Source organism: Bradyrhizobium sp. MOS002 (assembly GCF_003020115.1).
In the GTDB taxonomy this organism is placed as follows: Bacteria; Pseudomonadota; Alphaproteobacteria; order Rhizobiales; family Xanthobacteraceae; genus Bradyrhizobium.
Genome location: NZ_PYFX01000016.1, coordinates 111,291 through 124,303, shown reverse-complemented (window position 1 = coordinate 124,303; position 13,013 = coordinate 111,291). Strand labels below are relative to the sequence as shown.

Below are 13,013 nucleotides of genomic sequence, written 5' to 3'. Positions count from 1 at the left end.
GGCTCCTGCTCGAACTTCACCAGCTGATTGTCCACGGTGTCCAGGCTCTCGCTGGTTTCCGTCAAAAACTCCCGCAACAGATCATCCATGAAAACAGGCCTTCATACAGGGAGGGCGCGCACACAAGACGTGATGCGCCATTTCGGAATGGGGCCAGCTTCACCGCAAAGCGTTTAATAATGGTTGAGTATGTGGAAAAGAACGGAATCAACAAAGAGATAAGGCGCTCCGGACAAGCCGAAGCGCCTCGTAAAGACTTGATTAACGTTTGAGAGCGGCGACTTGTCTACGACGCGATAATGGTGATGGCCTCGCCTTCGTGCGCGAGCCTCACGGTGAGCCCGCAAGCCTCTGCCAACAGCCGCGTATAATAAGGCTGGATCGCATGTGCATCCGCAGCCGGGCCGCGCTCGCCGCTCAAGAGCTCGGAGATGTTCTGCGGCAGGCGCGCATTATGTCCGGTCGCGGTGATGCGGAAGCTCATCGTCTCGCCCTCGCCGATCGGATCGATCGTCAGCACTCCGCCGCGCGGGATCGTGTGTTGCGAAACGACCAGCATGTTGAGGAGCAGCTTGACGCGATTCTTCGGCATCAGGATCCGCGGCAGATTCCAGGTGATCGAGCACTTGCCGTCCTCGATGTGACCGCGCGCCATGGTCTGGGCATCGCCGAGATCGATCTGCGCGCCGGACGAGCCGGCCGCGCCGAAAGCCAGGCGGCAGAACTGGAGGCGGGCGGAGGCGGTTTTCGCGCTCTTGCGAATCAGGTCGAGTGCGAACTCGCGGTCGTCGGGCTTGGGATCGTCGTCGAGCACTTCGAGCCCATTGACGATGGCGCCGACAGGGCTGATGAGATCGTGGCAGACCCGCGAGCACAACAGCGCAGCGAGTTCGAGCGCATCTGGAGCGGTGGCGGTAGCGGGTGACGAAGCGTCAGACATAAAGGGTTCCTGGAATTGCACGGCGCGGACGCGGCGAATCAAGCATGCTTGACGAATGCCGCAGGTTCTAACATTCGCAAGCCCGTGGCAGCTAGCTTGCGATCGGTTCGAAGCGGCCCTAATGCCGCGGCGAATCACTGGCGTAAGGATGGAATTGCCGATGAATGAGGCATGCAGGTGAAGCGGATCATCGACGGCGCGGCCGCCTCCCACCTGATGGAGCCGCTCACCGCGCTGGTGGTGAAGGCGGGCGAAGCCATCCTCGCGGTCAACCGCACGGCGATGCGGGTCGACGGCAAGCAGGACGGCTCGCCGGTGACCGAGGCCGACCTTGCCGCCGACCGCATCATCGCGGACGGGCTGGCGCAGCTCGCGGGCGACATCCCGACGCTGTCGGAAGAGGGGACCCAGCTCGCCTCGCCGCCGTTCCGCGACAGCTTCTTCCTGATCGACCCGCTCGACGGCACCAAGGAGTTCGTCGCCGGGCGCGACGAGTTCACCGTCAACCTGGCCCTCGTGACATCGGGCGTGCCGCTGCTGGGCATCGTCAGCGCCCCGGCGCTCGGGCTACTCTGGCGCGGCATCGTCGGCCGTGGCGCCGAGCGCGTCAGGTTCGAGGGCACGACCATCGGCGCTGCCGAGCCGATCCATACCCGCAAGCTGCCGCCCCTGGGCGAGCCCTGGATCGCCGCGGTGAGCCGCTCGCATGGAGATCCCAGAACCGAGGCCTTCATCGATCACCGCCCCAACGCCGTCAGGAAGACGGTCGGCTCGGCCGTAAAATTCGGCCGGATCGCGGAAGGCAGTGCCGACATCTATCCCCGCTTCGGGCCTACCTGTGAATGGGACGTCGGGGCCGGCTACGCGGTCGTGACCGCGGCCGGCGGCAGCGTAACCGACGGCAAGGGCGGCGCGCTCCGCTTCGGCGAGCGGCACGACGGCGGCTTCATCATCCCGGAGTTCATCGCCTGGGGTGACCCGCAGGCGGCAGGACTCTGACGTCGTAAAGGTGGCCTACTGGCTGAGCTTGTCCTCGAGGGCAGGCCAGCGCTTGCCCACCTCGTAGAGGAAGCGCTCGGGGTTGGCGGCGAAGGCGTCGCGATTGGCTTCCCGGCTGAACAGATAGAGCCGCTGCGCCGCGATCGCGAAGAAACGGGGGTTACCGGCGATGATGACGCCGCGGGCGATATCGACCGGATCGTAGCCGCCGAACTGGGGGCCGTAGACCTCGGGATGAGCCAGGAAAGAGGCCCGGTTGCCCTCGTTCCGAAAGCGCCAGACTGCGCCCCACAGGTTCGCCTCGAACTCGGCCGTCCCCTGCACGGCTGCGCCATCCACGAAATAGGCCACGGGGTCGAAGCCCTCGATCGCCACGCCGCTGAAGCGGTTGACGACGATCCGCTCGGTGGTGGCCGCCTGCGCCGGCAACCCCGCGCAGAGGATCCAAATGCCCGACAGCATGCAGACCAGAAGGCCGATCAAGGCAATTCCGGGGCGCAAAGGGCTGGCTTCCTGCCGTTGTGCCGTCATAGTTGCTGCGGATAACATCCGAGTCGAGGGGACATCCGGCGCAACCTAGAGCCGCGCCTGTTGGCGTCAGGTTAAGGAAGCGACCGGATTCGATACCAGGGGTTCTTTTATGACTTTCGCATCACGCCTTGCCGCAGTCGCGCTTGCCGCGATGGTCGGGTGGATCATTCCGGCTTCCGCCCAGCAGCCGCCACCGCCCGATTTGCCGCCCCCGCAGCGGACCCCGACGCCCAGCACCTATGGGCCGGACGAACTCGTGAACGCCGGCCACCGCTTCTTCGGCAACGTCTCGCGCGGCCTCGCCTCGATCATCGAGAAGGCGGTCAGCCAATGGGGCCTGCCCAACGGCTATATCCTCGGTGAGGAAGGGTCCGGAGCTTTCGTCGCCGGCCTGCGCTACGGCGAAGGCACGCTCTACACCAAGAATGCCGGTGACCTGCGCGTCTATTGGCAGGGTCCCTCGCTCGGCTTCGACTGGGGTGGCGACGGCGCGCGCACCATGACGCTGGTCTATAATTTGCCTGCCACCAACGCGATCTACCAGCGCTTCGCCGGCCTCGACGGCTCGGCCTACATCATCGGCGGCTTCGGCATGACGGCGCTCACCGCCAACAACATCGTGCTGGTACCGATCCGCTCGGGCCTCGGCCTGCGGCTGGGAGCCAATATCGGCTATTTGAAATTCACCCCGCGCGCGACCTGGAACCCGTTTTAGCGTTCCGCTTTCCCCTCCGGCGACGGATCAAGGTTAACGACATGTCGGGGCTGGCTTTTTGCCGGCCCCGCATGCAATGTCCTTGGTAAATTTTTCCTTAGCTTTTGGGAGTTCTGGCCCATGGTCGAACCGATCATGTACCTGGCGATCGGTTTCCTGCTCTCGATGCTGTGCGGGCTCGCCATCGTGCCGCTGGTGCATAACCGCGCCGTGCGTCTGACCACGCGCCGGCTCGAGGCCGCCACGCCGTTGTCGATGGCCGAGATCCAGGCCGACAAGGACCAGCTCCGCGCCGAGTTCGCCATGTCGGCGCGACGGCTGGAGATGAGCGTCGACCAGCTCAAGAACAAGACCACGAGCCAGCTCGCCGAGCTCGGCAAGAAGAGCGACGCCATCAACCGCATGAAGATCGAGCTCGGCGAGAAGAACGCCACGATCTTCGCACTCGAAGCGCGCGAGAAGGCGGTGAAGGAGCAGCTCCGCGCCACCGAAGAGGAATTCAACACCAAGACCGCAGCCCTGCGTGCCGCCGAGATCGCGCTGACCGACAAACAGGGCGAGCTCGCAAAGATCAATTCCGAACTGTCCGACCGCTCGATAATGGCGGAGAGCCGCCAGGTCGAGCTGGTCGCGGTTCGTGCGCAGATCGAAGAGCTGAAGAACCGCGTCGGCGACGCCGAGAAGGAATTTGCCGCGACGCAGGCGCGACTGGCGCAGGAGCGTACCGAATCCGAGACCGCCTCGCGCGAGCTCGGCGACGCCCGCGGGCGCGTCGAGAATCTGAGCCAGCGCGTCACCGACCTCGATCGCCAGCTCATCTTGCAGGTGAAAGAAGCCGAGATGCTCTCCGGCCGCGTCGGCGATCTCGAGGGCCGCCTCGCCACGCAGGGCAAGCTGCTCGCCGAGCGCGACTATGAGAACAACCAGCTCCGCCAGGCCAACGAGGGCAATGAGCGCATCATCAAGGAGCTGCGCGTCGAGATCGCGGCCTTGAGCGGCGGCAAATCGTCGGCCGCAATGGAATCGATCCGCGCGGAAAAGACCGCGCTGGAGGAGCAGCTCCGCACCGCGCGCGACGAGCGCGCCAAGCTCCAGCGCGACATCAACGCGATCCAGCAACAGGCCGAGAGCTCCTGGGCGACCGAGCGGATGGAGAACGCGCTGCTGCGCGAACGCATCAACGACATCGCCGCCGAAGTGGCCAAGCTCGCGATGCAGCTCGAAGGCCCGAACTCGCCGATCGAGGCCCTGCTCGCGGCCGAGGCAGGCCAGCCGCCGAGGCCGGCGCCGCGCCCAGCCAATGACGCCCCGAGCAACGGCACGGCCGCAGGCACCCTGCCCGAAGGCGGCGGAACACTGGCCGAACGCATCCGTGCGCTCCAGGCCCACGCCTCCCGCGCCCGCCAGCAGGGCGCGTAAGCGGCTCCAAACGGTCTCACGGCCGAATTTCGCGGTCTGTGGAAGGTTTTCGGGCGGCTTTTAACGTCTCGGGACGCCTCGAAACTTGACACCTTCGGCCCGCACTTCTAAATCGCGGGCTCCAAAGCGCCGGCGGCCGAAACTCGGGTCGCCTGCATGATGGTTTCGGGTGCATAGCTCAGCGGGAGAGCGTTCCCTTCACACGGGAGAGGTCCAAGGTTCGATCCCTTGTGCGCCCACCATTGGTTTCAGTAGGTTACGGCGCAGCCTCCTTTTACGAAGCTATTCCTGACAGCACCCTGACAGCACGGAGGCGCCCAGTGCCTCGACCTGTCGCTGCGGCCCGCCCCCTGCTATCCCCCAACATCGCCGCCCGAAACGACCGCAAGGCGGTCCGGCAAAATTTTGGTGCCACGGACTTCAGGGTTGCGTTCCCCATGCCGGATCATTGGCCGCTAAGCACAGATGTTTGGCGCGAACTATCAAGTCACACGCGACGCAACGATCTAAAGAAATCCCATCACGTGGCGCTTGCGTAGAACGCAGTTCCCATCGGAGCCAAGCCGGACCAGTCGGATTGGCCTGAGACCTGACGTTCGAGGGTTAGGTCACGATCCAGCCCAATCGAGGAAGAAGTGAAACTCACGACGATTATGGCCGCGACCGCATTGCTGTTCGTAGCCTCTCCGGCATCAGCGTTTTCGTGGCAGCAATTCTGGACAGGCGTGGCAACACCGGAGGATAGCTTCCTCAACAAGAACTGCGGGACGCTGGAGGTTGGCTTCCTGAAGGCGGCGCCGTGCCTATCGAACATCGCGCGACGGATGGCGATCCTGCATCCTCATCCAGCCGGGCAGCTTGTTGCGCAGGATCTCGCCGAAGTCATCGACACAGTCGCCGCGCAGGTCCGGAACGGCACCAAGACCGAACAAGAGGCCTATGCCGCCTACGACGCCCAGCGCACTGAATTGGCCAAGCTCAATCGCACGATCCACAACTCGCAGATGGCTCGCGGGATGACTGAGAGCCTCGAACGCTCGTTCGAGATCGACCGCATTAATCGGTGCATCGCCAATCCGAGGTATGGGTGCTGAGATCCGCCTAAAGACTTTTTCCGCGAGCTGAAGAAAACTCGACCACACTCTGCCCCGCGCATACGAGCTGCCCGGCGGCGGCCTCTCGTGAGAGTTTTGCTTCCCCTACGGCAAGCAAGAGATATCCCGTCGAGCGACTGCTGGACACGTCCGAAGGCGATGGCGAGACCGGCAAGAAATGAGGGACAAAATGCGCGAGCAGTATGCTGCTGACGCCATCCCGGCGCACCATCAGCCGCTAGCCATCGTGTCTGATTTCGTGGACCCACGCCGGGCCGGACGGTGGCCGGACCACCTTCCACGGCTGGCCCGGTTCGATGAAGCCGGAGGGACGCCGTCACTGGGCCATATCTAAGCGCGCACTAACTCAAGCTCAAATACCGGGTAGCCTCTGTCGCCGGGTTCATACGACAAACCAAGAAACGCGCGGCTTATAAGGCCGCTGCTGAAGCTCGCGCCTTGCAGGAAGCGCTCGACGGTGCCGCTGTCCAGAAAAAACTCGGCCGTGTGAATGACGAGGACGTACTGCTCGTAAGATCGCGCTGGTAGTTTCGAATTTTTTACGTGCAGCAATTTTTGAAGGGCATCAACGAGGTCGTCGCGGCTCCAGTTGAAATAGGCTTCGGGCTTGGGAGGCTCTTCACCTCGCGCCCGCTGTCTCACCGCCTTGATAGATCGTTCGAGCGTGGGCTTGTGGACCAGTTCGGTCACCTCGATGCCAGAAAATTTGCCGTCCAGCATGGCTTCGCAATCGGGCGGGTCTTGATCGAGTGACCTCAGGTCAGCGACCTGAACCTTGGCAGCTTCGAGGATTTCGAGAGCAGCGCCCCTTTCGCCGACTGCCTTGTCGCGCCAGAACCAGAAGCTGTTCCATTCACGGGTGTTGGCGAGGATCAACCGCTCAAAATCGCCAGCATCTTCGTTATCGTCGTTGGTCATGCTACTGACGCCATCATCTCAGATCATAATTGATTACTCGCTTCACCTGATCGCTGCACTCCTTGACCATCTTGTCATGAAATGCGGTGTCCGTCTGGAGCAGGTGCTGCATCGTTGAGGCAAGTCGGGTGACAACCTCTACCATGGTCCTCAACTCCACAAATGTGACCGACTTCGTTAGCTGGTCCAGCGATAGGTGGGCGATGCCCAAGTTGCGGAAGTGCACAAGGCGACCGTGCACATTCCAATCGATTTCGCCGTAGGTCTTGAGGTATGTCCCAATCAAATCAGCCCTCGTCGGGGTGACGACATCAGGACCGCCTTTGGCGTCCAGCGCCTGCAGAAGCGCGGTCTGCACTGCGGTCTCTTTTAGCGAATGGTAGACCGTCTGAAAGCTGACGGCCTTAGGATCTGCGTCTAACAGGACAGAAACACGCAAGGCGGCCATCAGCAGCGCGTCGCGATGGAGAACCGCGACTGGCTGCCGCCATTCGCCTTTTTGGTCGGGTCGCGATGTCAGAACATCGTTCAGGCCCTCCGCTGCGCCGAACGACCAAGCGCATCTCGTCGCGACAACAATCAGTCGGGGGGCGCTTGCGAGGATGAAGTCAACGCGCGGGTCGGTTGACTTCGTCATACCGCTGCTCGACGTTGATCGACAATTCTGAGCAGGTGGTTAGCCAGCATGACCAACTCATGGGCTTCGTCTGGGTTGTCGAGATTGACATCGCGATGAGAGTGAGAATTTTTGTAGGAACCGATGGCACCCGCGAACAAATCTGAACACGCCTGACGCTCGCCCATTTCCGCAGTCATGTCGGTCAGCGGGCCATTTTCAACGTTGAACGCCCTTCGCATCAACTTGACGCCAAGCTCCTCCGCGCCAAACCCGCTCGCCTCGCGTACGGCGACTTCCACGGCCTTCATCGCTTGAAATACTGCGACATCGTACTCGCTTCGAATGAACGCGGACCAAACCTTGTCGGCGATCCGGGGGTTCAGGATTTCGCGTCGAAGATGGCGCGACTTCGCGAATTGCCTCACATCGTCGGACGAAGTCAGCTTTTCTGCCTTTCGGCTGAAGACGCGCCAGCCGTGGCTGCCGTTGGTGCCGGGTGCGGGAACAAGGAGGCCGTGAACTTCGAGCCAGTTCCAAGCCTCCGTCACGGCAAGGAGTATCTGGTGTTCGTTCCGCCTATCGTAGAGGTGGCCGCCCATGTTGGGCGAAAATACGGACGAGCTGTAGTTTCCGAGGTGAACGCCCGATTGCTGACGCCCTCTGGCTAAGATCGGCAGCATCGTCGCAGCGAGTTCTTCCGCCTCCATTGCGAGAAGAAAATCGACGTCAGGGATTAACTCCGGCAATGATGTCATCTCTCTCCCCCTTGGCACCACCTTGACGGCGGATTGCTCGCACTGATTTTGTACCAGTTGGCGGGAGCTTGGCTTGTACAGCCGTCCTTATCAGCGGCGGTCATGGTCATGCTGCCGTGCGGTCCTCTTTGTCGCTCGCGCCCGGTGTCGGTGTTGCGGATCACCGGAGCGGGATAATCCGGAAACACGCCCGGCATCGGCGCAAGGTTGCCGACATAGCGGTTTACGACGCGGAACAGCGCCGCGATGGCCGCTTGGTTGGTGGTGATCGAGTAGAGATTGCACATGAAAGATGTTGAGACCTACTGCGTCCTTGTCCCCATATCGTTAGCTCGCAAGGTCGCGAGAGTTTTGTTTATAAAGCTACGCAACTTTGGGGAATAAGTGGGAAAATCCTTCTCTCGAAACTCAGTATCGTTTTCTAAATACTCGCGGTGATCCTCAACATATAGGGAAAGGTTTTGCTCCCACGCATCGGCAGCATATTCAAGTACGTCTTCTGCGGCCCAAAGGAAATGAGCGACGAACCACGGGTATCTTTCGTCGTGTTCTGTGCTTGGTTCTCCAGAAGCGAGATCAGGGTATTGAATGCACAGCTTCAGGAACTCCCGGAAGGTCGCAGTCGCCAATGTTTCCCGCTGATTTTGGCGATTAAGAGCCAACTGTCTCGAGGCGACTATGAGTGCAAATAAAGCGATGATCGTTGTGAAGATCGGCGCGAACATTGGCGCTTTGGTAACGACTTGGCTGACGCTCTCGCTCGGTAGGTAAATGATCGGAAGTCCGACGAATAACCAAGCCGCCAGAACTAAGAGAGCGATCAACGCAATCCTTTCTTCAAACATCACCGTTCGCCCGGCCACGACGTTGACTGCGGATCGCTCGCCGAAATTTTGGTCGGTCGCAGCGCCATGAGTTGGCTGCGCCTATACCGATAGCACCGGACCTCAGAGCAGTCGTTGCACCGCATGTATCGCTCCAGTTCATGGACCGGCGTTGCCTTTGGTCGTCTCATCACCGCATCATTATTTCTTGACGCAGGCATCAACGGCGAAAGCGCATTGCTCACCGGCCGTCAGCAATCCTCCGGTGGGGCCTTGATAGTTAACGGCACTTACGAGCCCGTTTGTCATAACGACGTTGACGGTACAAAAGCGTCGCGTGGACACGGCGGTGCCGAAACCCGTCGAACTGGCCGAGCCGTAGACCTGATTGCCCATGCGTGTGGCTTGGCCGCTGGTGCTCACGTCAGCAGTTGCTACGGTGGACGAGAAGCCGTTGCCGGAGGCGTAGGACCAAACCTCTGTCTGGCCTTCCGCTGCCTTGTTTCCCGGCGGCCCCATACATCCGAGAACCTGCTCCTTGGAAAGCCCCACCATCTGCGCTCGGGCGTCCTGAGCCACTTGAGCGCGCTGAATGGCGCAGCCCGCCAGCGCCACGGCGAGCGCCACGGCTAATCCCAACTTACGCATGTCCCTTACCCCCCAGTCCTGCGAGGCAGTACCGCAACCGTGAGATGAAGGAAAGGCCACATAACCGTTTCTCCCAAACTGGCAAAGGCCAGTTCAGGGCGCTGGCCAGCACACCCGCATCGGCTTCACCAGCGCTACCGGCAGAGATCGGCCCGAAACAATATGGGACAATGAATTTTCGCATGAAAACAATGTTTTACTGCGAGCGCCTTCGGTGGCTGAACCTGAAGGCTCGGGGTTCGCCCGAGCTTCACGCCGGAGCAAGCCATGCGAAACCCGAAGCCCTTCACCGTCTATCAGCCGATCCCCGGCCAGAGCCCGAAACCGCTGTTCACCGTCTACGGCCTATTCGCTCGATCAGGCTCGCGCCCTCGTCGCGGCAAAGGTCGCGGGCGAGACCATAGTCGTCGCCGTCACGCAAGACGGAGCGGCCCGATGATCCCCGACACCAAGCACGGCCTTCCCGCGATGGCCTGCGTCTCAGCGATGCAGAAGGCGATCAGGCGCGGCCTTGAGCGCGAGGCGATGGAATTTCGCCGTCGAGCTGATGCACACCAGCAAAGCGTTCCACACCATGGTCTGCAACAGGCTCGAAACCATTTGCCACGAAGACCTCGACACCTTGGCGGCACCATGGGTCGTGCCGTTCGTCGCCGCCGCCGTCGCGCAGTCGAAAGAGCGTTACAGCAAGAGCGTCGGCGAAGCCCGGCTGATGATCGGCAGCGCCATCCGCATGATGGCGCGCGCGCCGAAGTCCCGCGCGGCCTGTCACTTCGGCGCGGCCATAGGGCTTCGGTCGATGCTCGAAGGCTTCGCCCCGGAGATACCGGATTGGGCGAACGATCAGCACACGCTCAAGGGCAAGGCGATGGGCCGTGGTCTCGATCACTTTCGCAGCGAAGGCGCGAAGCTTATCCCGCCGCCGACCGGCGGTGATGATCCCTACGAAAGACGAAGCCTATCGATTGTGGGCGATCAAGCAGCGGAGCCGGTAAGCGCGCGATACGCTTACGGATGACATGATGGCAGCGTTGCTCACGCAGGTGCCGGTGCAGCCGGACAAACGTGGCACCGGGCTGTCGGAACCGCATAGCGGGCATCGAGCGCAACACGCAACGCGCATTTACCCGAAAGCACCAAACTGCGCTGAAATTCAAATCCCGCTGTTTAACCACAGCCGCAACATCAGAACGCGCAGGCTCAGAACGCGTCGTCGGACAAACCTTCCGAGAAGGCAAACTCGGAAGGTTTAGCGGAGCCGCCGCAGCATCAGAACCCGCAAACGAAGACGCACGAAGCGTGCGAGGATCATCACCAATCATCGCATCATGCGCAGACAACTCCACCTTGTCGCGTTTGGCCACGCGCACCCTTCCAATTTGCCAGCGATCTTGCGATGGTGGCTTGATCGGTCGAAGCGATTTGCCGACTGACTTGAGGGGGGCGACCATGAACGCACTTGAGAAGAATATCGCGGCGGCGCGCGGCGAAGCTCTGGCTGCAAGCCTTCTGGCATCGGCCGCGTTACAGTCCGTGTTCATGTTCGTGCCTCCGCAGGACCGGGAAAAGTTTATTTCTGGTCTGAACGCCTTTGTTGACCATGCTCTGAACCGCGCTGGACCGGCCGACGCTAACGCGAACGATGATGAGCCCAACACGCTGATGCGCGAGACCGCCCGGTTTCAAGCCATGCAGCATCTCGATGCAATGACGCAAATGTTCAAAGGTCCGCCAGCAGGAAGCTGATCGCCAGTGGTGATCCTGCCACAGCATCGTCGGCAGTGACGGGTCAATGCAACGTCTTGCGATCTTGCTCAGGCTCGACGCCGCGCATCATCGCTTCCGCGAACCTGCGCCAGCACCGGCTTTGCCATGCCCTTCGGCACTCGTCGCAATGATAGTCAGACGCGGACACGTTCGCGCGCTGACACTGCGCGCACCTCACGATGCGTTCCATCTGAAGCCTCCGCTTCGTCTTCTGCATCTGCGATCCCGTTCATCGTCTTGGCTATTGCGAGGCGCACATCAGTCACCCATCGTTCAAGCTTCCGTCTGGCTGGCAGATCGCCAACCGGCGCGCACTGCGCTGGCATCGATGACAGGGCCGACAATATCACGCCAGCGATGGCTTCGACGCGGGCCTCATGCTCGGCACCGGGGATCAGCGTGGCCTTGCGTTCGGCAACACGAAGCTGCACCAGCTCCGCTTTCGCTTGCTGCAGGGCCACGTCCGCAGCGCCGCGAGGCGACAGCTTGCGGGCTTCCCGCAGATGCTTCAGGTAGGCCATTCGACATGCATCCTGATCGAAGCGGCCATCGCTGCGCTTTTCGATCACGCCTTGCTGGACCAGCTTGTCGAGGTAGCTCCTGACGCACCCGAGATGCTCGGCCAGCGCGGCTGCCGACACCGGCTCGCCCGCATCCGGCTTGCGGATATAGCGCACATAGCCCTGCACCAGATCGACCAGCCGGTAGCGGCCCGGCGCCATCGGCTTGAACGCGCCGTTCCGTTGCAGCCGCTTCAGCTCGGCTGGCCCGTCCAACAGCAGCAGCATCATCGCCTGATCCGCGCTGACGGTCCCGGCTTGCGGTTCGTCTGCCATCTCAATTTTCCTTCACCTCGCCCTTTGGCTTTGATGCCATGCCGCGTCTGCGCTTCGTTTTACCCACGCGGGTAAAAGGGCCCCGCTTGCGATCCGCCGCGCCAATCTGCCGCCGGTCACCGCAGAATGGCAAGTCACTGCCACCACGGAAATTCCTGATTTGAAATACGCTGGGAACTCAAGGTCGCGCGGTCCCGCCACTTGATCACGCCCTCCAGAGGACCCGCGACCCGATGAGGCCGCCATCTTGCGGAGGGCCGCCATCGTGAGAACGGTCACCGCCAGTCCCGTCGCGCATCTAACAGACATTTCTCAGGAAAGGCCTTATTGTGAGGGCGTTCGCGCACAAGGGAGCTTGATGACATGGAACGCGAATTTTCGGGTCGATCACCTCTTTCGTCCGGTCCACTGTTGATCCCGCTGGAGGCGGGTGAGAAATTCCACACTGGCCGCCTCGGTACGCAGTGGAAGATTGATGGTCCTCAAACCGGTGGCCGCTTCTCCGTAGTTCATCATCAGTTACCACCCCGCACGTTGGCAGCGCCCTTGCATCGCCACCACCGCGAAGACGAGCATTCGTATGTGTTGACCGGCACCCTCGGGGCGTTGCTCGGCGATGACGTTGTCACAGCCGAACCGGGAACATGGGTGTTTAAGCCACGAGGGCAGTGGCACACGTTCTGGAACGCGGGCGACGCCCCGTGCGAAATCATCGAAGTAATTTCACCCGCCGGTTTCGAAGATTACTTTCGCGAACTGCAGGCGATTTTTCCCGACAAAACCAAGGCCGCGCTGCTTCGTCAAAAGTATGAACTGGATATGGACCCCGACAGCGTCGCTGGATTGTGCGCGCGCTTTGGTTTGGTTTGATGTGACCTTGGTGTGGACGGCATCACCATCGCGAACGGCGCCAGCATCACGGCGCGG

General features: G+C 61.6%; 16 protein-coding genes, 1 tRNA gene and 1 pseudogene. 9 read left to right on the top strand and 9 right to left on the bottom strand.

Annotated elements, in window-relative coordinates:
- Positions 1 to 272 (top strand): hypothetical protein (locus C7G41_RS38120; protein ID WP_210205408.1); only part of this gene is annotated, 272 nt, incomplete at its 5' end.
- A gap of 14 nt (positions 273 to 286) precedes the next feature.
- On the opposite strand, the gene chpT is transcribed toward C7G41_RS38120, so the two are convergent.
- Positions 287 to 940: a histidine phosphotransferase ChpT gene (chpT, locus tag C7G41_RS30385; RefSeq protein WP_106945986.1), complete on the bottom strand. Its 654-nt coding sequence runs from the start codon at positions 938 to 940 to the stop codon at positions 287 to 289.
- Positions 941 to 1,111: 171 nt separating this feature from the next.
- Between chpT and C7G41_RS30380 the strand changes: the two genes are divergently transcribed.
- Positions 1,112 to 1,939: a 3'(2'),5'-bisphosphate nucleotidase CysQ gene (locus C7G41_RS30380; RefSeq protein ID WP_106945977.1), complete on the top strand. Its 828-nt coding sequence runs from the start codon at positions 1,112 to 1,114 to the stop codon at positions 1,937 to 1,939.
- 15 nt (positions 1,940 to 1,954) lie between these two features.
- Here C7G41_RS30380 and C7G41_RS30375 read toward each other — a convergent pair whose 3' ends face one another.
- A complete protein-coding gene (locus tag C7G41_RS30375) occupies positions 1,955 to 2,440 on the bottom strand; it encodes a YHS domain-containing (seleno)protein (protein ID WP_106945976.1) in 486 nt (161 codons plus the stop codon).
- 139 nt (positions 2,441 to 2,579) lie between these two features.
- Here C7G41_RS30375 and C7G41_RS30370 point away from each other — a divergent pair, with 139 nt between their 5' ends.
- From C7G41_RS30370 to C7G41_RS37105, 4 genes are all read left to right on the top strand, one after another.
- Positions 2,580 to 3,185, top strand: a complete 606-nt coding sequence (locus C7G41_RS30370; RefSeq protein ID WP_007606270.1) for a DUF1134 domain-containing protein — start codon at positions 2,580 to 2,582, stop codon at positions 3,183 to 3,185.
- Between the two features lie 120 nt (positions 3,186 to 3,305).
- Entirely contained in the window at positions 3,306 to 4,604 is a 1,299-nt protein-coding gene (locus C7G41_RS30365; protein WP_106945975.1) for a hypothetical protein, read from the top strand.
- Positions 4,605 to 4,771: 167 nt separating this feature from the next.
- A tRNA-Val gene (locus tag C7G41_RS30360) sits at positions 4,772 to 4,846 on the top strand.
- Positions 4,847 to 5,239: 393 nt separating this feature from the next.
- The gene (locus tag C7G41_RS37105) at positions 5,240 to 5,698 is read left to right on the top strand and encodes a hypothetical protein (RefSeq protein ID WP_146159830.1); all 459 of its coding nucleotides are present in this window, start codon (positions 5,240 to 5,242) and stop codon (positions 5,696 to 5,698) included.
- Positions 5,699 to 6,049: 351 nt separating this feature from the next.
- Here C7G41_RS37105 and C7G41_RS30345 read toward each other — a convergent pair whose 3' ends face one another.
- The 6 genes and pseudogenes from C7G41_RS30345 to C7G41_RS30320 all read right to left on the bottom strand — a co-directional run bounded on the left by C7G41_RS30345 (position 6,050) and on the right by C7G41_RS30320 (position 9,483).
- Positions 6,050 to 6,637, bottom strand: a complete 588-nt coding sequence (locus C7G41_RS30345; protein ID WP_106945972.1) for a hypothetical protein — start codon at positions 6,635 to 6,637, stop codon at positions 6,050 to 6,052.
- Positions 6,638 to 6,650: 13 nt separating this feature from the next.
- Positions 6,651 to 7,274, bottom strand: a complete 624-nt coding sequence (locus C7G41_RS30340; RefSeq protein ID WP_106945971.1) for a hypothetical protein — start codon at positions 7,272 to 7,274, stop codon at positions 6,651 to 6,653.
- Positions 7,271 to 8,011 carry a TIGR02391 family protein gene (locus tag C7G41_RS30335; RefSeq protein WP_106945970.1) on the bottom strand — a complete coding sequence of 247 codons (741 nt, stop codon included), beginning with the start codon at positions 8,009 to 8,011 and terminating at the stop codon, positions 7,271 to 7,273. Before C7G41_RS30335 ends, C7G41_RS30340 begins: the two co-directional genes overlap by 4 nt.
- Before the next feature lie 130 nt (positions 8,012 to 8,141).
- Positions 8,142 to 8,298, bottom strand: a pseudogene (locus C7G41_RS30330) (SOS response-associated peptidase); the annotation flags it as partial.
- 15 nt (positions 8,299 to 8,313) lie between these two features.
- Positions 8,314 to 8,856, bottom strand: coding sequence for a hypothetical protein (locus C7G41_RS30325; RefSeq protein WP_106945969.1), 543 nt, complete (start codon positions 8,854 to 8,856; stop codon positions 8,314 to 8,316).
- Between the two features lie 180 nt (positions 8,857 to 9,036).
- Complete coding sequence (locus tag C7G41_RS30320) at positions 9,037 to 9,483, bottom strand: hypothetical protein (protein ID WP_106945968.1); 447 nt, start codon at positions 9,481 to 9,483, stop codon at positions 9,037 to 9,039.
- Positions 9,484 to 10,030: 547 nt separating this feature from the next.
- On the opposite strand from C7G41_RS30320, the gene C7G41_RS30315 reads away from it, so the two are divergent.
- Together C7G41_RS30315 and C7G41_RS30310 are read left to right on the top strand one after the other, a co-directional pair.
- Complete coding sequence (locus C7G41_RS30315) at positions 10,031 to 10,501, top strand: hypothetical protein (RefSeq protein WP_146159828.1); 471 nt, start codon at positions 10,031 to 10,033, stop codon at positions 10,499 to 10,501.
- 431 nt (positions 10,502 to 10,932) lie between these two features.
- A complete protein-coding gene (locus C7G41_RS30310) occupies positions 10,933 to 11,229 on the top strand; it encodes a hypothetical protein (protein WP_106945966.1) in 297 nt (98 codons plus the stop codon).
- A 155-nt stretch (positions 11,230 to 11,384) separates the two neighbouring features.
- Here C7G41_RS30310 and C7G41_RS30305 read toward each other — a convergent pair whose 3' ends face one another.
- Positions 11,385 to 12,086, bottom strand: coding sequence for a hypothetical protein (locus C7G41_RS30305; protein ID WP_106945965.1), 702 nt, complete (start codon positions 12,084 to 12,086; stop codon positions 11,385 to 11,387).
- Positions 12,087 to 12,449: 363 nt separating this feature from the next.
- Between C7G41_RS30305 and C7G41_RS30300 the strand changes: the two genes are divergently transcribed.
- Complete coding sequence (locus C7G41_RS30300; RefSeq protein WP_106945964.1) at positions 12,450 to 12,956, top strand: cupin domain-containing protein; 507 nt, start codon at positions 12,450 to 12,452, stop codon at positions 12,954 to 12,956.
- Positions 12,957 to 13,013 lie beyond the last annotated feature (57 nt).

What these genes read in the sequence shown, in the direction of transcription:
- chpT (WP_106945986.1), bottom strand. Translation starts at nt 940, where the DNA reads ATGTCTGACGCTTCGTCACCCGCTACCGCCACCGCTCCAGATGCGCTC.
- C7G41_RS30380 (WP_106945977.1), top strand. Translation starts at nt 1,112, where the DNA reads ATGCAGGTGAAGCGGATCATCGACGGCGCGGCCGCCTCCCACCTGATG.
- C7G41_RS30370 (WP_007606270.1), top strand. Translation starts at nt 2,580, where the DNA reads ATGACTTTCGCATCACGCCTTGCCGCAGTCGCGCTTGCCGCGATGGTC.
- C7G41_RS30365 (WP_106945975.1), top strand. Translation starts at nt 3,306, where the DNA reads ATGGTCGAACCGATCATGTACCTGGCGATCGGTTTCCTGCTCTCGATG.
- C7G41_RS30345 (WP_106945972.1), bottom strand. Translation starts at nt 6,637, where the DNA reads ATGACCAACGACGATAACGAAGATGCTGGCGATTTTGAGCGGTTGATC.
- C7G41_RS30340 (WP_106945971.1), bottom strand. Translation starts at nt 7,274, where the DNA reads ATGACGAAGTCAACCGACCCGCGCGTTGACTTCATCCTCGCAAGCGCC.
- C7G41_RS30335 (WP_106945970.1), bottom strand. Translation starts at nt 8,011, where the DNA reads ATGACATCATTGCCGGAGTTAATCCCTGACGTCGATTTTCTTCTCGCA.
- C7G41_RS30325 (WP_106945969.1), bottom strand. Translation starts at nt 8,856, where the DNA reads ATGTTTGAAGAAAGGATTGCGTTGATCGCTCTCTTAGTTCTGGCGGCT.
- C7G41_RS30320 (WP_106945968.1), bottom strand. Translation starts at nt 9,483, where the DNA reads ATGCGTAAGTTGGGATTAGCCGTGGCGCTCGCCGTGGCGCTGGCGGGC.
- C7G41_RS30315 (WP_146159828.1), top strand. Translation starts at nt 10,031, where the DNA reads ATGCACACCAGCAAAGCGTTCCACACCATGGTCTGCAACAGGCTCGAA.
- C7G41_RS30310 (WP_106945966.1), top strand. Translation starts at nt 10,933, where the DNA reads ATGAACGCACTTGAGAAGAATATCGCGGCGGCGCGCGGCGAAGCTCTG.
- C7G41_RS30305 (WP_106945965.1), bottom strand. Translation starts at nt 12,086, where the DNA reads ATGGCAGACGAACCGCAAGCCGGGACCGTCAGCGCGGATCAGGCGATG.
- C7G41_RS30300 (WP_106945964.1), top strand. Translation starts at nt 12,450, where the DNA reads ATGGAACGCGAATTTTCGGGTCGATCACCTCTTTCGTCCGGTCCACTG.